This window comes from Paraburkholderia phosphatilytica (genome assembly GCF_003443895.1).
GTDB lineage: Bacteria > Pseudomonadota > Gammaproteobacteria > Burkholderiales > Burkholderiaceae > Paraburkholderia > Paraburkholderia phosphatilytica.
This window is the reverse complement of record NZ_QQOA01000004.1, coordinates 165754-183676: the sequence shown is the minus strand read 5'-3', so window position 1 is coordinate 183676 and position 17923 is coordinate 165754. Positions and strand designations below refer to the sequence as shown.

Sequence of the window (17923 nt, the reverse complement as noted above, 5' to 3'; positions counted from 1 at the left end):
TAGAGAGTGTTTGTTTTTGGTGCCCAGGGCCGGACTCGAACCGGCACGCCTTGCGGCGGGGGATTTTGAGTCCCCTGCGTCTACCTGTTTCACCACCTGGGCCTGAAGACGGGGTGGATGCGCGCGACGCCGCACCAGAAAGAAGGGCGACGTACGGCAAGAGAGCGATTATCGCCGAAATCCGCAACCCGGGCAAGCAGCACCCAGTCCGCGCCGCGGCGGCGCACCGGCGGGTTCAGACGGTGCGGGAATAGCGGCTCAGCGTGTGCTGGCCGAGATACCGGTCGAACACCATCGCGATGTTTCGCACCAGCAGGCGGCCGGCGCGCAGCACGTCGAGACGGCGCTTACCGATTGTCACCAGACCATCGCGCTCGAACGCGCGCAGCCGCGTCAGCTCGCTCGCGAATGCGACGTCGAAGCGAATCCCATACGTCACCTCGATCTCGTCGAAACGCAGTTCGAAGTGACACATGAGCTGCGTGATGATGTCGCGGCGCATGCGGTCGTCCGCGCTCAGGCGAATGCCGCGCGTGATCGCGAGCCGGCCGCGGCCGATGGCGTCCGCGTAAGCCGGCAGATCCTTCGCGTTCTGCGCGTACACGTCGCCGACCTTGCCGATCGACGACATGCCGAAGCCGATCAGATCGCAATCCGCCCGCGTGCTGTAGCCCTGGAAGTTGCGATGCAGCGTGCCTTGCGACTGCGCGATCGCGAGTTCGTCGTCGGGCAGCGCGAAGTGATCCATGCCGATGTACACGTACCCCGCATCCGTCAGCCGCTCGATCACCAGTTGCAGCAACGCGAGCCGCTGTGCGGGCGTTGGCAGCGCGGCCGCGTCGATCTTGCGCTGCATCTTGAAGAGCTGCGGCAGGTGCGCGTAGCCGAACACCGATAGCCGGTTCGGCGCGAGCTCGACGATCGTCTCGAGCGTGCGCGCGAAGCTGTCGATGGTCTGATGTGGCAGTCCATAGATCAGGTCCACGCCGATCGAATGAAACCCGGTGGAGCGCGCGGCGCGCATCACGTCGATGGTCAGCTGCAACGGCTGGACGCGGTTCACGGCATCCTGCACGAGCGGATCGAAGTCCTGCACGCCAACGCTCAGCCGGTTGAAACCGAGCGTGCGCAGATGCACGATCGTGGAAGGCGATGCTTCGCGCGGATCGACTTCGATCGAATATTCGCCTTCGCTGTCCGGTAGCAGGTTGAAGTGCTGACGCGTCGCTGCCATCAGTTCCGTCGTTTCGGCATCCGAAAGAAAGGTTGGCGTACCGCCACCCCAGTGCAGCTGCGAAACCGGACGCGACGTATCGAAGTACGCAGCCTGCAACGCGATTTCGCGCTTCAGCAGATCGAGGTAGGGCCGCGCCCGCGCGCGGTTCTTTGTCACGATCTTGTTGCAGCCGCAGTAGAAGCAGACCTTGCTGCAGAACGGCAGGTGAAAGTACAGCGACAGTTCGCTTGCGGAAGCGCCCGGGTCGGTGGCGGCATGCGTGTAGTGCGCGACGTCGAAGTCGTCGCGAAACTGGAGCGCGGTCGGATACGACGTGTAGCGTGGACCGTTCGCGTCGTAGCGGCTCAGCAGATCGGGGCGAAACAGCGAATGTGAGGGCAGGGCGGGCATGATGAGGTGGTCTCGCGTCGGACGGTTTTGAGTGTAGGCTCCGGCTGCGCGGCCACATTGCGTAAAAAGGTCGCAGCGGACGGTGGCACAATGCGTCGTTGGCGCCGCTGTGACGAAATGGCGCGGTCGTTCGTCATGGCAGATCAAGAAATTTGTTGTCAGGTGGTGTGCTTAAAGTGAGCAAGCGGTGAACAAGCAGTCCGTCGTCCACATCGAATCGTCGCAATCCGCAGGCTCGTCGGTGGCCGCGCATGCGTGCCGGCCGGGGTGCGGCGCGTGCTGTATCGCCCCGTCCATCACGAGCCCGATTCCCGGCATGCCCAACGGCAAGCCAGCGGGCGTCCGCTGCGTGCAGCTGCGCGACGACCTGAGCTGCGCGATCTTCAGCATGCCGGAGCGGCCCGCGTGCTGTTCGGGGCTGCAGCCGTCGGCGGAGATGTGCGGATCGACGCGCGACGAAGCGCTCGCCTGGCTCAGGCAGCTGGAACACGCAACGCGCCCCTGACGGCCGCATTTCGCACGCGACCGGTGAAGACACCGAGGCTGCCTCTATTCGCGGAGACAGGTATGACGATGATCGGAGTGCTGGGCGGAATGGGGCCGCTCGCCACCGTCGACTTCATGGGCAAGGTCATCCAGTTGACGGATGCCGAGTGCGACCAGCAGCACCTGCCGATGATCGTCGCGAACCTCCCGCAGATACCCGACCGCTCCCACGCGATCCTGACGGGCGACGAGTCGCCGCTCGCGCATCTGCTCGACGGCATCGACCTGCTGAACCGCAACGCGGTGGGCCTGATCGCGATTCCGTGCAACTCGTCGCATCACTGGTATGCGCAGATGCAGGCGCGCAGCCCTGCGCCGCTGCTGCACATCGCCGAGACCTGCGTGGCCGCGGTGCCGTCCGGCGTGCGTCGGGTGGCCGTGCTGGCGACGCGCGGCTCGCTCGCGTCGCGCTTCTACCAGCACACGCTCGCGTCGCGCGACATCGAACCTGTCGAACCGGACGACGCGATGCAGCAGCGCATCGACCACTGCATCGCCGATGTGAAAGCGGGGCGGCTGCGCGAAGCGTCGGTCGCGCTGACGGCGATCCTCGCCGCGCTGGCGGACGATGGCGTGCGCGCCGCGATTCTCGGCTGCACCGAATTGCCGGTGGCTGCGCAGCACGCCGTGCCGACCTCGATGACGCTGATCGACAGCACGCTCGAACTCGCGCGCGCAACCGTCACCTACGCGACCGAACGCGGCTGGAATCGCACGTGACGCGCGGCGCGGTTTGTGCGTCGCCGCGGTTCGTTTCGATAGAATCGAAGCGTCGACATACCTTTGCATGGGGAAACACTGCATGACTCGATCCGCTGCGCCGGCGCGGCGACATTTTCTGCGCGCGATGATGGGCGCGTGCGCGACCGCAGGCATCATGGTGTCGCTGGCCGCGTGCGCCACGTCCACCTTCCCGTTCATCCCCGATCACTACACGTTCTCGCAGCAACAGGTGCAGGCCGCGGTGCAGCGCAAATTCCCGTACCAGCGCACGGTGTCGCAGGTGTTCGAGGTCGCGCTGACCAATCCGGTCGTCGGTTTGTTGCCGGACGCGAACCGTGTGTCGGTGCGGCTCGACCTGCAGCTCGCGAGCCCGTTCCTGCAGCAGCCGGTGAGCGGCGTTGTCACGCTGTCGAGCGAGCTCGCGTACGACGGCCCGAGCCATTCGGTGATCCTGAAAGCGCCGGGCGTGGACAACGTGTCGGTGAACGGCGGCGGCGCCGAAGCCTACGCACAGCAGATCCAGATGGCCGCCACGGTGCTCGCCACCCAGCTGCTCGCCAACTATCCGATCTACACCTTCAAGCCCGAGCAGCTGCAGTTTGCCGGCGTACATTACGAACCTGGTACAATCCAGATCCTTACAAACGGCATACGTGTGCAGATCGTCGAGAAATGACGGGGCGCGGCCGTTTTCCGGCCGCATGATCGCCCGCATTTGTCGCGCACCATCGGCCTTCCGTGAACCTGTTTCCGAGGCCTGCCGATGGACTGGATACTGCTGTGCAAGGCGCTGATACTGGGCGTCGTCGAAGGACTGACCGAATTCCTGCCGGTGTCGAGCACCGGCCACCTGATCGTCGCCGGCAGTGTGCTCGGCTACACCGACGCGCACGCCAAAACCTTCGACGTCGTGATCCAACTCGGCGCGATTCTCGCGGTGTGCTGGGAATTTCGCGTGAAGATCGCGAACGTCGTCGCTGGGCTGCCGACGCAACCTGGCGCGCGGCGTTTCGCGCTCAACGTGATCATCGCGACGATCCCCGCCATCGTGCTCGGCCTGGCGTTCGAAAAGGCCATCAAGGCGACGCTGTTTTCCGCGGTGCCGGTGGCGTGCGCGCTGGTGTTCGGCGGCGTGGTGATTCTATGGGTCGAGGCGCGGCAGCGCAGGCTCGCCGATCGTGCCGCAAGCCCGCGCGTTGCGCGCGTGCAATCGATCGACGACCTGCGTCCGGCCGATGCGCTCAAGGTCGGTCTCGCACAGTGTTGCGCGCTGATTCCGGGCATGTCGCGCTCGGGCTCGACCATCATCGGCGGGATGCTGTTCGGACTCGACCGCAAGGTCGCGACCGAATTCTCGTTCTTCCTCGCGATTCCCATCATCATGGGCGCGACCGTCTACGAGCTGTACAAGGATTGGCACAGCCTGTCCGTCGACGCGCTCGGGCTCTTCGCGATCGGCTTCGCCGCGGCGTTCGTGAGCGCGTTCGCGTGCGTGCGCTGGCTGTTGCGCTACATCGCCGCGCACGACTTCACCGCGTTCGCGTGGTACCGGATCGGCTTCGGGTTGCTGATTCTCGTGACGGGTTATAGCGGTCTGCTGAGCTGGGCGGACTAAACCCGATGGCGCGACGCGCCTGTGCCCCTCAAACGCCGTCGCGCTTCCTGAACACCAGATCCCACACACCGTGACCGAGCCGCAGGCCGCGGCGTTCGAATTTCGTCACCGGACGATAGTCGGGGCGCGGCGCGTAATCCGCCGCGGTATTCGCGAGTGCTGTTTCCGCGCCGAGTACTTCGAGCATCTGCTCGGCGTAGTTCTGCCAGTCCGTGGCGCAGTGCAGATAGCCGCCGGGTTTCATCCGCGACACCAGCAGCGCGACGAACTTCGGCTGGATCAGCCGGCGCTTGTGATGGCGCGCCTTGTGCCACGGGTCCGGAAAAAAGATGTGCACGCCATCCAGACTGCCCGGCGCGATCATGTGTTCGAGCACCTCGACGGCATCGTGCTGGATGATACGGATGTTCGACAGCTGCTGCTCGCCGATCAGCTTCAGCAGCGCGCCGATGCCGGGCTCGTGTACTTCCACGCCGAGGAAATCGTCATCCGGGCGCAGCGCGGCAATCTCCGCGGTGGTCGCGCCCATGCCGAAACCGATCTCGAGCACGCGCGGCGCCTGGCGGCCGAACACACTGTTCCAGTCGGGTTGCTCAGGCGTATAAGGCACGACGAAACGCGGGCCCAGTTCGTCGAGCGCGCGGCGCTGCCCGGTCGACACGCGGCCCGCGCGCGTCACGAAGCTGCGGATGCGGCGCAGATGCAGCGGATTGTCGATTGCGGTCTCTGAAGGTTCGCCAGACGCGTCGTTGGTTGCGTCGTTCGGCGTGGCGTCGTCCTGGCCGTGCAGGTTGTGATCGGCGGGGTCGTTCGGATCGTGAATCATCGTGAGTGACAGCGGGTGAAAGCACTGCGCGGTGCCGGGTAGCGGCGCGACGCGGTGTGATATTGCGTGACGTTACGTGGTGCGGTGTGGGCCGGCGATGCGAATGCGCCATGCGCAACGAGCGCATCGCGATGGCGCGGCGCGGGTTTGCATGGCTCACGGCGCAGGCCGTTGATGTGCGGCGAATTATAACAGCGGGTCCGCTGGCGCCTTGTCGCGCGGCGGGCGCCGGAAGCGCTCGCGATACTGCGCCGGCGTCGCGCCGATGCGCTTCACGAACACGATCCGCATCCGGTCCGGTGTGCCGAAACCGCAGTCCCAGGCCACCGTCTTCAGTGCGACTTCGCTGCTTTCGAGCAGCGTGCGCGCCGCGTCGACGCGCGCACGTTCGACGAACTCGTGCGGCGTCACGCCGGTCTGCTGCACGAAGACCCGCGCGAAATTGCGCGCGCTCATGCCAGCGACCTGCGCGAGCTCGCCCACCGTGAAGCGCTTGCGCAGATGCTGCATCACATGCGCCTGCACTTTCGCGACTGGCGAGGCCTCGTCGGCGGGTGCGGTGAGATACGGGCTGAACTGCGATTGGCCGCCTTGCCGCTGCGCGAACACGACGAGCCGCTTCGCCACCTGCAACGCGACCTGCGGACCATGATCTTCGGCGACGAGCGCGAGCGACAGGTCGATCCCCGCCGTCACGCCCGCGGACGTCACCAGCGTACCGTCGCGCAGATAGATGCGGTCGAAATCGACGTGCGCGCGAGGGAACTGCTCGGCCAGCTGCTGCGCGTGCTGCCAGTGCGTAGTCACCTGTCGTCCATCCAGCAGGCCTGCATGGCCGAGCGCGAACGCGCCGGTGCAGATCGATCCATAGCGCGGACAATGTGCTGCGACCTCGGCGAGCCATGTGACGAGCCTTGCGTCGGGCGCATGCTCGGGCAGCGCTGGACCGCCTGCGACGAGCGCGAGATCGATCCCGTCGCGCGCTTCATCGAAGGTCGTGTCCGCCGCGAGGGCGATGCCGTTCGATGCGCGCACGATGCCGGGTTGCGCGCTCAGCAGGCGGGTTTCGTAGCGGTCGTCCGGCGACAGGAAGCGGTTGGTCTCGGCGAAGACGTCGACGGGGCCCGCTACGTCGAGCGCCTGAACGCCTGGAAAGATTGCGATCGCGACGGTCTTCATCGGACGGCCTCAGCGATCCGAGATCGTGATGTGCAGCGGTGTGGGCGCGGTGATCTCGAAGTCGTTCGTGCGGCCGGCGCGTACGTCGAGCAGGAGGCGCGTGACGTCGTCGATCGCGGCTTGCAGCTTGTGCGTATCGCTGGCGGCATGCCCTTTGAGCTGATTTTGCAGATGCTGACGCACGTCGACGATGAGCGCGACGGCGCTCGTGCGTCGCATGAAGTGTCGTTCCATTGCGGCGAGACCGCCAGTGAGCGGTGAATCTGTCAGGTTGTGATCGATATCGACCGTAAACCCGGCGCGAAATTCCCATTGTGCAACGGGACGCGGTGCAATGTCCGGTTCTGGTAAGAGAGCGTGAGGGCGTGGTTCGTGCTGAACCCGCGCTTTACTCTGCGCGGTACCCGCGATTTACCTGATTGGGCGGGTGCGCTTCCTTTTGGATAATCGACTGTGGCATTTTCATGTCGACTTGTGACCTATCATGGAGCCAACCACCCGATGACACGATTCTTTTCCCTGTTTGTTTTTCTGTCGTTGACCTGCTTCGCGCTGAACGCACGCGCACAGAGCGACGCCGACGAGATCTCGCAGCAAAGCGGCATTCCCGCGAGCGAGGTCGGCGCGATGCTCACGCATTGCGACGCGAACCAGATGAGCATCAACATGTGCGCGTGGCGCGACCGCATCGTCGCCGAACGGAAACTGCAGCGCGCGGTGGCGACCAAAGGCACGATGAACGCGGGTTGCCCGCAACCGATGAACGCGCGCATCGATGCATGGAAGCAGGAGCGCGATCAGACCTGCGCGCGCAAGGCACAGAAGCAGTACGGTGGTGGCACGATGCAGCAGTCCGCGCAGACGATGTGCGAAACGGCCGCGACGAAGCGGATGACCGGGCGGATCAACGCGGGGAAGTGTCCGTGAGGGGGGCGCGGTTGTTGTCGGACGTGACTGCGTTTGCAGTTTAAAGAACGTCAAATGATGTTTTAAAAATCTGACATCGGAAATGTCTTGCGCGGTAACCCTTATTTCATATGCCGATCGAATGATTTTGGATAACGCCTGATAGAAGCCTTCGGCAAAATGGACTATCGCGGATTTGTATGATCAAATTCGCGAAGTCAAAACGAGCATCAGGAATGCGCGCTATGGGGCAGCACACACATCGTCATCGGCAGGCCAAGCCTGCAAAGAAGGGTTGGCAAGCCAAAGACCCGGTACTCGTGCCGATCGCATCGCAAATCGCGCTTCGAAAGGCAATCACGGTCGAAAAGGTACCCTCCACCGATTTCAACGATCTGCTGTGGATAATGGCTCAGGAGTCGTCTGGCATCGTCGACTCGCGCAATCCCAGCTCGACGGCGCGCGGCCTGTTTCAGCTTCTCCGGCCGCAATACGAACTCAATCCGAATGGCGAAAAATCATTCGGGAATGCGATCGAGGAATGTCAGGGCGGTATTCACTACATCTACGGCCGGTATCATACGGCGTCGCAGGCGCGCAAATTCTGGGAAGCGCATCACTGGTACTGACGAAATGATCAAATTTATCGCTCGCGCTTTCGCTTTGACGATTTTGGCGGTTACGTTTGCCCGCGCGGATACGCCTCTTCCTGCGTTCAAAGATTTTCCGACGCCGCTCTATCAAGGAAAAATCGCCACGGTCAAGATCGCGTCGGCAAAAGACCGGCAATACCGGTCGCGCCTGCGGCAATCGAGCGGACAGAAGCCGAATTTCGCGGGCCACTATACGTTGACGAGTTGGGGCTGCGGCGCTTCGTGTGTGATGGCGGTCGCCATCGATGCGGAGACGGGTCGAACCGTTTGGCTACCCTTTACGGTTTGCTGCTGGGACGTCGACGTCGATGATCCGATCAGCTTCAAAGCCGACAGTCGTCTCATCGAGATTCGCGGCAGTCGCGATGAATCCGGCGGCGGGACGTACTTCTATGCGCTGGACAAGACGGGTTTTACGCTCGTCAAGGCGATCGAGAAACAGAAGAGCCAGTAAGGGTTGAGGCCGGGAAGCGGCGATGCTCGAATCTGAAGGGATGCTGCGGGACTTTGAACACGCGGCGAGAACTTAAACCGACGTGGAGCGGGCGATGGGAATCGAACCCACGTCTCCAGCTTGGGAAGCTGGGGTAATGGCCATTATACGACGCCCGCAGAGCGCGCCATTTTACGCGGATTTCGTCCGTTTGTGGAGTCGCCTGCGCAATTGCCAGCCGCAGCGCCCCGCGCTCACTCCCCACACCCCCCACGTTCATACAGCGACCAATCGCCCGCGGTCCGCACCAGCTTCACCTCGCACTCGTCGTTCGCGAAGAACCCAGCCGGCAGCGGCGCTGTGTCGCGCACCACGAAGTACCGATACTTGCGCGCGCCATCCCGCTTCCAGTCGAAACGCTGCGGCGAGAGTTCGAAATTCGGCGAAACAGCCGGCAACTGTCCGGCCCTCAGCCGCACGATCTCTGGAATGAACCAGGCGAAGTTCATGTCGACGAAACCGTGTCGCTCGGCCTGGTACCAGAGCGGGTAGTGCATGTACGCGACCTGGCTGTCGTATGCATCGCTGCGCTTCAGAAAGATGAGGCTCAGCGCGCGCTGCCCCGGCGCCATCGCATCGAGGATCGTTTCGAACCGGGCGCTCTCCGCGGCGAATTGCTCCATGCGTACAGCCTGCACGCCGAGATAGATCCACGTGCCGCACATCAGCACGAGCCAGACCGACGTCTCCCGCACAGCGCTGCGATTCGCGAGCGGCACCGGCGCGCGGAACATCAGCGCGTAGGTCGCGAGAATGAACACCGCGAAGCGCTGGTACAGATACGCGGTCTTCATCGCGATGTCCGGCACGAACGCATAGATCGCGACGATCACCGCAAACGGTATCAACGTGGCGCGGCTCCGCGGGTTCAGTCGATCGCCGAGTATCCACGGTGCGGCGAACATGAAGAGCGCGAACAGCACGATCAGCGGATCGTGCCTGAAGGAACCGTTCGACGTCAGCGGATACAGCACGAATTCGGAAGGCCGGCGACCCATCGCGCCCCAGCTCGGATGCGGCAGGTAGTTGGCGAGCGCAATCAACACGTCGTGCCCGGTCGTCACTGCCGCGTAGACGATAGCCAGCGCACCAAGCAGCAGATACGGCCCGATCGCCCGCGCAATCGGCGCGATGCGCCGCTGGCGGATCGCGAGCATCAGCGCGCCCACTGCGCACGCGAACAGGAACACGAGCCCGTGCGAGAAGAACACGGCCACGCCGAGCAGCACGAGGCCGAGCGCGCGTCGGCTGCTGGGCGCCAGTGCGTAGCGGTCGGCGAAGAGGATGAACAGCAGGCCGATCGGCGCCGCGACGAGGTACGTGATGAAGCCCCACGCGAACGCGAATCCGAAGAAGCCGGGTATGAACAGCCAGTCGAGCCGTTCGTCGCCGCGGAAATGCTTGCGCAGGAGTACTGCGCAACGGGTGAACGCGAGATAAGCGCCGGTCAGCAGCACCTTGAACGCGGCCGGGATCGGCATCGCGTGGCTGAGCAGCAGTGTCAGCAGGGGACCCGCGAGATACGGCGTGAAGAAATTCACGCGCACGATCGACGCCCACGGCGACGTGCCCGCGATCAGATCGCGCAGCAGCGCAACCTGTGCCGCGTGCTGCGGCAGATCGCACAACGGTGGACGCGGCGCGATCCACATGAGCGTGGCGCCGGAAAGCACGGTCGCGATGAACAGCACGCGCGCGACGCGCAGCCGGCCCAGCCGTGCGGCCGACGAGACGCGGTCCTGCACCTCGCCATCGAATGCGCGCACGCTCATTGACCCTCCTCGCTGACGAGTGGCATGCGGAGAGGGGGGCGCAACTATTGCGCCCGAACGGGCAGGCTGCGTGAGCGCCGCGCTTTAGCTGGCGTAGCGGGAGCGCGGGAAAACGGGCGCGGAACGACCGCGCCCGTTCAGCTATCCGGGGATCAGATGCCGAAGAACGTGAGCTGCATCGACACGCGTTCGATCACGCGCAGCAGGATCTCGACGATCACGAACAGCAGGATCGGCGAGAGGTCGATGCCGCCCAGTTGCGGAATCACACGGCGCAGCGGACCGAGGAACGGCGCGGTCAGCTGGTAAAGGATCGGCATCGCGGGCGAATGCGGATTCAGCCACGACAGCAGCGCGGTCAGGATCGTGAGCCAGATGATCAGGTTGAGCGCCCATTTGATCATCGTCAGCAGCGCGACGATGACGAGCGTGGGCAACAGCTGCAGCGGGTCGACCCCGACGCTCCACACCATCAGCACCACGTAGGCGAACGCGGCGATCAGCGTTGCGATCAAGCTCGCCCAGTCGATGTTGTGCCGCCCCGGAATGATCTTGCGCAGCGGCAGCACGATCCAGTTCGTGGCCTGCAGCACGGCGTTCGAGACCGGGTTGTACGGCGGCAGCCGGACGAACTGCAACCAGACGCGCAGCAGCAGTGCCGCGCCGAAGAGCGTGAAGAGGGTATTGAGCAGAAAACGGGCGATGTCGCCGAACATCTCGATGTCCTTTCCTTCGTCATGCGGTCCGCGGGGCGAACCGTGATACGCCGGCGGCCGCGTGGCGAGCCGGTCCTTGTTGTGCGTTGCGCGCTGCTGCGGTTGCTGCGGTTGCGCTCGCGTTGCGGCGCCTTCCCCGTGGCGCTGGTCCTGCCGGTGTTGCTGCGGTACGTGCTGCTAGCGGACCCGAGGCGGGCTGCCGCGGGTCGTCGTCAGACGTCCACCGTGATTTCGCTGATGAGGATCTGCGGCGTGCTGTCGGTGTACGTCGGGATGTCGTCGGTCAACTGCTTCGCGGCCGGCTTGAACACCTCGTAGAACGCTTCGACCGTATCGAACACGAAGTGTCCGGCGGCCACGAACGGCGGTTTCGAATCCGGCGCGCCGCCATTGATGCCGACGTCGACCGACCAGCCCTTGAGCGCCGGTCCGAACAGCTTCGCCGCGAGCGGCATATGGGACTCGCAGTAGTACGTGACGTCGAAGCGGCCGTTTTCCCGGTACGGGTAGAGGATACTGACCTTGATCATTGTGCGTTCTCGTCGGTTGTTCCGCCCGCCACATTATCACGGCTTCCCGGCGGCGCGCGCGCCGTGCCGCTGCAATGCACCAGTGGCGGGGGGGCGGGAAGGGCAATCGTATGTTGTCCGACGAACCGAACCGCGCGTCGCCGGCCGCTATAAAGAAGCATTGGCCGACCGTCGCGGGTGATCGACGGCGGCGCAGGTGCAATCCGATTGATGCGCAATTAACGAGCGATGGATGGGCGATGAGCCGGCACAGCTGCGCGACGACGATGACGACATCGCGGCATCGGCTCGGCAAGACGACAGAAAACTCGACAGAACGTGGGTGCGTCGCTGCACGCGCGCGCCGGATTTCGTGTGACGAACGGGTCCACGAAAACAGCGCGCACGTGACGCGGCGTACGCCGGAAAGCGGCTGCGGACAATGCATTGTGGGTTGTCCGCAACGCGACCGCACGAGTGGCCCAAATTGTGCTCCACTGGTCCACATCGTCCGGGGTCGAAATCGACGATACAGGTCTCGCTGTCATCGCAGTCACAATCGGGAGGTCCTATGAGTATTTTTTCTTACCGAAAGCACCTGCGTTTCCTCACCCCTGCACAGCGGCGTCGCTGGTGGGATCAGAAAAAGCGCCTCACGCCCCGTGTCAGGATCAGCGGCGCCTACGTGCCGCCCACCGTCACGCGTGAGTTCGTCTACGTGAAGGTGGGCTAGTCCCCGGCGAAATACCGACGCTTCATTCTCCATTCCTCAGCGACGCCCGGCCCCGTGCCGGGCGTCGTCGTATGGTCGCCACGCGCGCTGCAACGTTTGCGCGTTCAAGCATCGTGGCGCGCCCGCATCGCATGCCCATCGCGGCATCAAAGAATTTGTAATCAAAGATTACCGACGCTGTGGTGAAGGATCACTGCACATCGGTACGAATGTCTGCGCGCGCATTTCGCACCTGCGTAAACCCTTGATTCTCCGCGCTGCCGCTCGCATCTTGAGCGATGAGCGGTCGAAGCTTTTTATCGGCATCGCGGAAGCAATTGCAATTTGCAACAAATGCATGCAGCAGCGTGCAGGCCTTTTCGATACATTGAACTGGTAGAACACGCACGTTGAGCGACCCGGTATGAGATCGAGTCGCAAGGAGAAGAGAAGTGAACAAGCTTGTGCCGTTGATTGCAGCCGCTGCGATTGGCGTGGGACTGTCCACGGCCGCAGAGGCGCACGTTTCAGTGGGGATCGGGATCGGCGTGCCGGCGTATCCGGTTTACGCGGCGCCGCCCGTGTATGCACCGCCGCCGGTTGTGTACGCGCCGCCGCCTCCGCCGGTCGTCTATGCACCGCCGCCTGTGGTGGTGGGTGGGTACTACGGTCCGTACTATCACCCGTATTACCACGGGTACTACCACGGCTACTATCACCGCGGCTACTACCGGCGCTACTGAGCGAATGGACCGCGTGGGGGCGCGTGGTGCGTTTTGCTTAAAGCAACCAGTAGTAGCGGCCTGATGGTGTGTGCTCGCTGCGCACGCCATAGCGTCATGGCTTTATAGCTTCACGGCGGTAGCGCGGTCATGAACGACGGCGCAGCGACGGTGTCGAGCCGTGCTGCGCCGTCGTCGTTTAGCGCGTCTTTAGCGGCGCGTCTTCAGCCCTCTTCGCGCCCGTTCGTTCTTTAGAGACCGAGTTCGTTCCACAGCGCATCCACGCGCTCTTTCACCTTGTCGTCCATCGTGATCGGACGACCCCACTCGCGATCGGTTTCGCCCGGCCACTTGTTGGTTGCGTCGAGCCCCATCTTCGAACCGAGACCCGCGATCGGCGACGCGAAGTCGAGATAGTCGATCGGCGTGCGATCGACGAGCACCGTGTCGCGCGACGGATCGATGCGTGTCGTGATTGCCCAGATCACTTCCTTCCAGTCGCGGATATTCACGTCCTCGTCCACGACGACGATGAACTTCGTGTACATGAACTGGCGCAGAAAGCTCCACACGCCGAACATCACGCGCTTCGCGTGACCCGGGTAGCTCTTCTTCATCTGCACGATCGCCATACGGTAGCTGCAGCCTTCCGGCGGCAGATAGAAGTCGGTGATCTCGGTGAACTGCCTCTGCAACAACGGCACGAACACTTCGTTCAGCGCGACGCCGAGCACTGCGGGCTCGTCGGGCGGTTTGCCGGTGTAGGTGGAGTGATAGATCGCGTCGCGCCGCATCGTGATCCGCTCGACCGTGAAGACCGGGAACCACTCCTGTTCGTTGTAGTAACCGGTGTGGTCGCCGTAGGGGCCCTCGAGCGCGTGCTCGTACGCGGCGCTGGCGCCCTTCGACGGGCGCGGCGGTGCATCCGCAGGCGCAGGCTCCGGCGAGCCCTGCTGCGGGTAAATGAAGCCCTCCAGCACGATCTCCGCGCGCGCCGGCACCTGCAGCGTATCGACGCCCGGCGTGATGCACTTCGCGAGTTCGGTGCGGCCGCCGCGCAGGAGCCCTGCGAACTGGTACTCGGAGAGCGTGTCGGGCACCGGCGTCACCGCGCCGAGGATCGTGGCCGGATCCGCGCCGAGCACGACCGCGACCGGATACGGCTTGCCCGGGTTCTGCAGCGCGAATTCGCGGAAGTCGAGCGCGCCGCCGCGATGCGCGAGCCAGCGCATGATCAGCTTGTTGCGGCCGATCAATTGCTGCCGGTAGATGCCGAGGTTCTGGCGCGGCTTGTTCGGCCCGCGCGTGACGGTGAGCCCCCACGTGATCAGCGGCGCGACGTCGCCCGGCCAGCAATGCTGGATGGGCAGCTTCGCGAGATCGACGTCGCTGCCCTCCCAGACGATCTCCTGGCAGGGCGGCGAGCTCACCGTCTTCGGCGCCATGTCCCAGACCGCCTTCGCGAGCGACAGCAGCTTGCCGGCGTCCTTCAGGCCGCGCGGCGGCTCCGGTTCCTTCAGCGCCGACAGCAGCCGGCCGACGTCGCGCAGCGACTCGAGCGCGGCGCCGTCGCCCGCGCCCGCGCCCGCATCGGCATCGGCATCGACACCCATGCCGAGCGCCACCCGGCGCGGCGTGCCGAACAGGTTGCCGAGCACCGGGAACGCGCGCTCAGGCTGCGCCTCGAACAGCAGCGCCGGGCCGCCGGCGCGCAGCACGCGGTCGCAGAGCTCGGTCATTTCCAGGTGGGGCGAGACGTTTTGCGAGATGCGGCGCAGTTCGCCGAGCGTTTCGAGACGGCCGACGAAGTCGCGCAGGTCTTTGTATTTCATCTGTCCGATCGGGCCGCAAAAAGCGGCGAGCGTGGAGGAAGGGGCGGGTGCCGCCCGTTGATAGTCGATTGTCGATTTTACCTGTGTTGGTTGCCGCACGTTCGGAGGCGAATTATCGGCACCCCGGAGAATGAGGTTCCACGCGGCTCCTGTCGGACTGAACGCTGTTCATTATTACGTTTGGTTATAATTTCGTCGATCTATAGTGTTGACGATCTATAAAACTTTGCTAGAATCCGTGCACATTGGTTGCAGGGATTGCAGTTTTTAGCCACCGCCCCCCGGTCCAAGACGCATCGCGTCGCCGTACGCCGTCTTCCCTGCACGGTAACTGAACGGTCTTTTGCTGTCCTCGCCAGCGCCAATCGACGCTGGCTTTTCGCGTGGGAGCCTCCGAACGCGTGCTTTTCGAGCATGCCTGCGGACTTTTTGGCTCCCAGACGGTGTATGCCGTTTTCCCGACGCCGCTCGCGCCCGAACCAGAGCGTGCGACGTCTTGATTCTGCGAACACAGGCTGTCGCCGGCTCAAAGCCCGGTGCGTTCGCGGCGTCATGCAACATGGGAGATCTGAATGAACGCCTGGTTAACGTGGCGTCCCGATGCGCGAATCGCGCAGGCAACGCGCGCAGTGTTGCGCCGTGGGACGCGTGTGAGTCACCATCTTTTCAGTATCGTCGGCGTGTTCGCCGTGCTGCTCGCCGTCGCCATGTGGCTCATGCCCACGTTGCGAGGTACCCTGGCTGCCAGGATCATGCCGTTCGTGTCGGCGGCCGTTCAGGCGGGTCCTGCGCGTCTGCTGCAGGGCAATCCGCTGCCGGCCATCAATCACGACGACAACGGCTCGTCGGACGATTCGCTCGCGGTTTCCAGCAACGACGGCGCGTCGAACATGTCCGGCCCGGCCACCGCGCAGACTTTCCAGATGGCCCCGACGGCCTATGACGGCACCAGCCCGCTCGATGCATCGGGCCCCGGCACCAACGTGTCCACGCTGAACGGTCTTGACCCGCGCACGCTGCCGAGCGTCGGCCAGCTGGCGCGCCTGATTCCGGCGCAGCGCGTCGCCGCGGATGCGCGCGACGACCGCGTGCTCGTCTCCAGGCGCGAGCAGGACCTCGTCGCTAACTATCTCTCGCGCCGCTATCGCGTCGCGCAGCAACCGGTCGGCGCGCTCGTGCGCGCGGCCTTCGATACGGGCCGCGAAGTCGGCCTCGATCCGCTGCTGCTGCTCGCCGTGATGGCGATCGAATCGGGCTTCAATCCGTATGCGGAAAGCGGCGTCGGCGCGCAAGGGCTGATGCAGGTGATGTCGAAGGTGCATTCCGACAAGTTCGATTACTTCGGCGGCGAACGCACGGCGCTCGAACCGTTGACGAACATCAAGGTCGGCGCGCTGGTGCTGAAGGACTGCATCGCGCGCGGCGGTACGCTCGCGGGCGGCCTGCGCCTCTACGTCGGTTCGACGTCGCAGGACGACGGCGGCTACGGCGCGAAGGTGATGGCCGAGCGCGGCCGTCTGCGCGACGTGGCGCGCGGCGTCAAGGTGCCGATCAACGCGCCGCAGGCGCCGGTCACGACCACGGCCTCGACCAGCACGCCGGCGGCACCGGCGAAGCGCGTGACCGTGTCGCTCGACTCGGCTCACCCGCTCGCCACGACGAAGACCGCGGCGGCTGCCACGACGCAGAAGCCGGAGCAGGACGACGCCAGCACGAATGCGGCACCTGCCGCGAAGCATCCGACGTCGCCGGAGTTCGGCGCCTGAGTTTTATCGCGGCGTTCCGTGCGCCGCGCAGTATGCGTAGCGCCAAAGAAGAAGGGCACCCTCGGGTGCCCTTCGCGCTTTCAGCTCGTGCCGCTCTTCGCGAGAAGGTGCCGCGCCGCGCTTCACCCGTTCCGCGTAAACAGCACCCGCAGCCGTTCGACCGCTTCTTCTAGCTTGCCATACGCAGTCGCATACGACAGCCGGATGTAGTCGTGCGGCGCGTACGAACCGAAGTCCATCCCCGGCACCAGCACGACGCCCGCGTCGTGCAGCATCGCGTTGGTGAGCTGCGCGCTGTCGTTCGCATGCGGATGCGCAACGCCGCGGCAGTTCGCGTACACGTAGAACGCGCCGTCCGGCATCACCGGCACCGAGAAGCCGAGCGATTCGAGCGCGGGCACGATGAACTCGCGCCGGCGACGAAACTCGAGACGCCGGCTCTCGTAGATCGCGAGCGTATCCGGCTCGAAGCACGCGAGCGCCGCGTGCTGCGCGAGCGCCGACGCGCAGATGAACAGGTTCTGCGCGAGCTTCTCGAACGCGCCGACCAGGGCCGGCGGCACGACGAGCCACCCCAGCCGCCAGCCCGTCATGTTGAAGTACTTCGAGAAGCTGTTGACCGTGATCACGTCGTCGCCGTACGTCAGCGCCGAGACGGCCGGCGCGTCGTAGCTCAAGCCCTGATAGATCTCGTCGACGATCGTGAAGCCGCCGCGTGCGCGCACCGCGGCGACGATGCGCTGCAGTTCCGCCGGCTCGATCGACGTGCCCGTGGGATTCGACGGCGACGCGAGCAGCACGCCGCGCGTGCGTGCATTCCAGCGCGCTTCGACGTCGGCGGCGGTCAGCTGGAAGCGTTCGGCCGGGCCGCTCGGCACGAGCACCGGCTTGCCTTCGGCAGCCGCGACGAAATGGCGGTTGCACGGGTAGCACGGGTCCGGCATCAGCACTTCGTCGTCGCGATCGACGAGCACCGCGCACGCGAGCAGCAACGCTGCCGACGCCCCCGCGGTCACGACGATCCGCGCCGGGTCCACGGCGATGCCATACGCGTGCTGATAGTGGCCCGCGATCGCTTCGCGCAGCGCCTGCAGCCCCACCGCGCTCGTGTACTGCGTGACGCCGCGGCGCAGCGCTTTCGCGGCCGCTTCGACGACCGGCTCCGGCGCCGTGAAGTCCGGCTCGCCGATGCTCATGTGGATGATGTCGCGGCCCGCGCTTTCAAGCAGCGCGGCTTCCTTCATCAGCTCCATCACGTAGAACGGCTGGATTGCGTCGACGCGGGCGGCGAGCCGCACGAGGGGTTCTGCAACGGTGTTCATGCTC

The 17923-nt window shown here is 64.7% G+C and carries 20 protein-coding genes and 2 tRNA genes; 11 read left to right on the top strand and 11 right to left on the bottom strand.

Annotated elements, in window-relative coordinates:
* Nucleotides 1-17 precede the first annotated feature (17 nt).
* Both DVS29_RS06120 and hemN read right to left on the bottom strand, forming a co-directional pair.
* Nucleotides 18-102, bottom strand: a tRNA-Leu gene (locus tag DVS29_RS06120).
* A 133-nt stretch (nt 103-235) separates the two neighbouring features.
* A complete protein-coding gene (gene hemN / locus DVS29_RS06115) occupies nt 236-1627 on the bottom strand; it encodes an oxygen-independent coproporphyrinogen III oxidase (protein WP_118179524.1) in 1392 nt (463 codons plus the stop codon).
* Nucleotides 1628-1838: 211 nt separating this feature from the next.
* Between hemN and DVS29_RS06110 the strand changes: the two genes are divergently transcribed.
* The 4 genes from DVS29_RS06110 to DVS29_RS06095 all read left to right on the top strand — a co-directional run bounded on the left by DVS29_RS06110 (nt 1839) and on the right by DVS29_RS06095 (nt 4511).
* A complete protein-coding gene (locus DVS29_RS06110) occupies nt 1839-2132 on the top strand; it encodes a YkgJ family cysteine cluster protein (RefSeq protein WP_118179684.1) in 294 nt (97 codons plus the stop codon).
* Between the two features lie 62 nt (nt 2133-2194).
* The gene (cuyB, locus tag DVS29_RS06105; protein ID WP_118179523.1) at nt 2195-2893 is read left to right on the top strand and encodes a cysteate racemase; all 699 of its coding nucleotides are present in this window, start codon (nt 2195-2197) and stop codon (nt 2891-2893) included.
* A gap of 82 nt (nt 2894-2975) precedes the next feature.
* A complete protein-coding gene (locus DVS29_RS06100; RefSeq protein WP_118179522.1) occupies nt 2976-3572 on the top strand; it encodes a DUF1439 domain-containing protein in 597 nt (198 codons plus the stop codon).
* Between the two features lie 87 nt (nt 3573-3659).
* Nucleotides 3660-4511: an undecaprenyl-diphosphate phosphatase gene (locus DVS29_RS06095; protein WP_118179521.1), complete on the top strand. Its 852-nt coding sequence runs from the start codon at nt 3660-3662 to the stop codon at nt 4509-4511.
* A gap of 28 nt (nt 4512-4539) precedes the next feature.
* Here DVS29_RS06095 and trmB read toward each other — a convergent pair whose 3' ends face one another.
* The 3 genes from trmB to DVS29_RS06080 form a co-directional block, all read right to left on the bottom strand.
* Entirely contained in the window at nt 4540-5337 is a 798-nt protein-coding gene (gene trmB / locus DVS29_RS06090; RefSeq protein ID WP_118179520.1) for a tRNA (guanosine(46)-N7)-methyltransferase TrmB, read from the bottom strand.
* Between the two features lie 186 nt (nt 5338-5523).
* Entirely contained in the window at nt 5524-6516 is a 993-nt protein-coding gene (locus DVS29_RS06085; protein ID WP_118179519.1) for a GlxA family transcriptional regulator, read from the bottom strand.
* A gap of 9 nt (nt 6517-6525) precedes the next feature.
* Nucleotides 6526-6735, bottom strand: coding sequence for a hypothetical protein (locus DVS29_RS06080; protein WP_118179518.1), 210 nt, complete (start codon nt 6733-6735; stop codon nt 6526-6528).
* A 282-nt stretch (nt 6736-7017) separates the two neighbouring features.
* On the opposite strand from DVS29_RS06080, the gene DVS29_RS06075 reads away from it, so the two are divergent.
* The 3 genes from DVS29_RS06075 (at nt 7018) to DVS29_RS06065 (ending at nt 8529) form a co-directional block, all read left to right on the top strand.
* Nucleotides 7018-7443, top strand: coding sequence for a lysozyme inhibitor LprI family protein (locus DVS29_RS06075; protein WP_118179517.1), 426 nt, complete (start codon nt 7018-7020; stop codon nt 7441-7443).
* Nucleotides 7444-7622: 179 nt separating this feature from the next.
* Nucleotides 7623-8051: an aggregation-promoting factor C-terminal-like domain-containing protein gene (locus DVS29_RS06070; RefSeq protein WP_240655487.1), complete on the top strand. Its 429-nt coding sequence runs from the start codon at nt 7623-7625 to the stop codon at nt 8049-8051.
* Between the two features lie 4 nt (nt 8052-8055).
* A complete protein-coding gene (locus tag DVS29_RS06065) occupies nt 8056-8529 on the top strand; it encodes a hypothetical protein (protein ID WP_118179515.1) in 474 nt (157 codons plus the stop codon).
* Nucleotides 8530-8612: 83 nt separating this feature from the next.
* On the opposite strand, the gene DVS29_RS06060 is transcribed toward DVS29_RS06065, so the two are convergent.
* The 4 genes from DVS29_RS06060 to DVS29_RS06045 all read right to left on the bottom strand — a co-directional run bounded on the left by DVS29_RS06060 (nt 8613) and on the right by DVS29_RS06045 (nt 11586).
* Nucleotides 8613-8687, bottom strand: a tRNA-Gly gene (locus DVS29_RS06060).
* A gap of 75 nt (nt 8688-8762) precedes the next feature.
* Entirely contained in the window at nt 8763-10340 is a 1578-nt protein-coding gene (locus DVS29_RS06055; protein ID WP_118179514.1) for a hypothetical protein, read from the bottom strand.
* A 152-nt stretch (nt 10341-10492) separates the two neighbouring features.
* Complete coding sequence (locus DVS29_RS06050) at nt 10493-11056, bottom strand: YggT family protein (protein ID WP_118179513.1); 564 nt, start codon at nt 11054-11056, stop codon at nt 10493-10495.
* A 212-nt stretch (nt 11057-11268) separates the two neighbouring features.
* Nucleotides 11269-11586 (bottom strand): EthD family reductase, encoded by a 318-nt coding sequence (locus tag DVS29_RS06045; protein ID WP_118179512.1) that lies wholly within the window; start codon nt 11584-11586, stop codon nt 11269-11271.
* A 232-nt stretch (nt 11587-11818) separates the two neighbouring features.
* Here DVS29_RS06045 and DVS29_RS38100 point away from each other — a divergent pair, with 232 nt between their 5' ends.
* The 3 genes from DVS29_RS38100 (at nt 11819) to DVS29_RS06040 (ending at nt 13020) form a co-directional block, all read left to right on the top strand.
* Nucleotides 11819-11944, top strand: a complete 126-nt coding sequence (locus DVS29_RS38100) for a hypothetical protein (protein WP_276314272.1) — start codon at nt 11819-11821, stop codon at nt 11942-11944.
* A gap of 192 nt (nt 11945-12136) precedes the next feature.
* Entirely contained in the window at nt 12137-12298 is a 162-nt protein-coding gene (locus tag DVS29_RS37215) for a hypothetical protein (RefSeq protein WP_164707851.1), read from the top strand.
* Nucleotides 12299-12729: 431 nt separating this feature from the next.
* Nucleotides 12730-13020 (top strand): hypothetical protein, encoded by a 291-nt coding sequence (locus DVS29_RS06040; protein WP_118179511.1) that lies wholly within the window; start codon nt 12730-12732, stop codon nt 13018-13020.
* Between the two features lie 230 nt (nt 13021-13250).
* On the opposite strand, the gene DVS29_RS06035 is transcribed toward DVS29_RS06040, so the two are convergent.
* Entirely contained in the window at nt 13251-14831 is a 1581-nt protein-coding gene (locus DVS29_RS06035) for a UbiD family decarboxylase (protein ID WP_118179510.1), read from the bottom strand.
* A gap of 572 nt (nt 14832-15403) precedes the next feature.
* On the opposite strand from DVS29_RS06035, the gene DVS29_RS06030 reads away from it, so the two are divergent.
* Complete coding sequence (locus tag DVS29_RS06030; protein ID WP_118179509.1) at nt 15404-16597, top strand: transglycosylase SLT domain-containing protein; 1194 nt, start codon at nt 15404-15406, stop codon at nt 16595-16597.
* Nucleotides 16598-16719: 122 nt separating this feature from the next.
* On the opposite strand, the gene DVS29_RS06025 is transcribed toward DVS29_RS06030, so the two are convergent.
* Nucleotides 16720-17919: a pyridoxal phosphate-dependent aminotransferase gene (locus tag DVS29_RS06025; protein ID WP_118179508.1), complete on the bottom strand. Its 1200-nt coding sequence runs from the start codon at nt 17917-17919 to the stop codon at nt 16720-16722.
* Nucleotides 17920-17923 lie beyond the last annotated feature (4 nt).

Bases quoted from the DNA above. Each gene is read 5' to 3' on its own strand.
- DVS29_RS37215 (WP_164707851.1), top strand. From the start codon at position 12,137: ATGAGTATTTTTTCTTACCGAAAGCACCTGCGTTTCCTCACCCCTGCA.
- DVS29_RS06070 (WP_240655487.1), top strand. From the start codon at position 7,623: ATGATCAAATTCGCGAAGTCAAAACGAGCATCAGGAATGCGCGCTATG.
- DVS29_RS06030 (WP_118179509.1), top strand. From the start codon at position 15,404: ATGAACGCCTGGTTAACGTGGCGTCCCGATGCGCGAATCGCGCAGGCA.
- DVS29_RS06085 (WP_118179519.1), bottom strand. From the start codon at position 6,516: ATGAAGACCGTCGCGATCGCAATCTTTCCAGGCGTTCAGGCGCTCGAC.
- hemN (WP_118179524.1), bottom strand. From the start codon at position 1,627: ATGCCCGCCCTGCCCTCACATTCGCTGTTTCGCCCCGATCTGCTGAGC.
- DVS29_RS06025 (WP_118179508.1), bottom strand. From the start codon at position 17,919: ATGAACACCGTTGCAGAACCCCTCGTGCGGCTCGCCGCCCGCGTCGAC.
- DVS29_RS38100 (WP_276314272.1), top strand. From the start codon at position 11,819: ATGGGCGATGAGCCGGCACAGCTGCGCGACGACGATGACGACATCGCG.
- DVS29_RS06095 (WP_118179521.1), top strand. From the start codon at position 3,660: ATGGACTGGATACTGCTGTGCAAGGCGCTGATACTGGGCGTCGTCGAA.
- DVS29_RS06080 (WP_118179518.1), bottom strand. From the start codon at position 6,735: ATGCGACGCACGAGCGCCGTCGCGCTCATCGTCGACGTGCGTCAGCAT.
- DVS29_RS06065 (WP_118179515.1), top strand. From the start codon at position 8,056: ATGATCAAATTTATCGCTCGCGCTTTCGCTTTGACGATTTTGGCGGTT.
- DVS29_RS06100 (WP_118179522.1), top strand. From the start codon at position 2,976: ATGACTCGATCCGCTGCGCCGGCGCGGCGACATTTTCTGCGCGCGATG.
- cuyB (WP_118179523.1), top strand. From the start codon at position 2,195: ATGACGATGATCGGAGTGCTGGGCGGAATGGGGCCGCTCGCCACCGTC.
- DVS29_RS06050 (WP_118179513.1), bottom strand. From the start codon at position 11,056: ATGTTCGGCGACATCGCCCGTTTTCTGCTCAATACCCTCTTCACGCTC.
- trmB (WP_118179520.1), bottom strand. From the start codon at position 5,337: ATGATTCACGATCCGAACGACCCCGCCGATCACAACCTGCACGGCCAG.
- DVS29_RS06045 (WP_118179512.1), bottom strand. From the start codon at position 11,586: ATGATCAAGGTCAGTATCCTCTACCCGTACCGGGAAAACGGCCGCTTC.
- DVS29_RS06035 (WP_118179510.1), bottom strand. From the start codon at position 14,831: ATGAAATACAAAGACCTGCGCGACTTCGTCGGCCGTCTCGAAACGCTC.
- DVS29_RS06075 (WP_118179517.1), top strand. From the start codon at position 7,018: ATGACACGATTCTTTTCCCTGTTTGTTTTTCTGTCGTTGACCTGCTTC.
- DVS29_RS06055 (WP_118179514.1), bottom strand. From the start codon at position 10,340: ATGAGCGTGCGCGCATTCGATGGCGAGGTGCAGGACCGCGTCTCGTCG.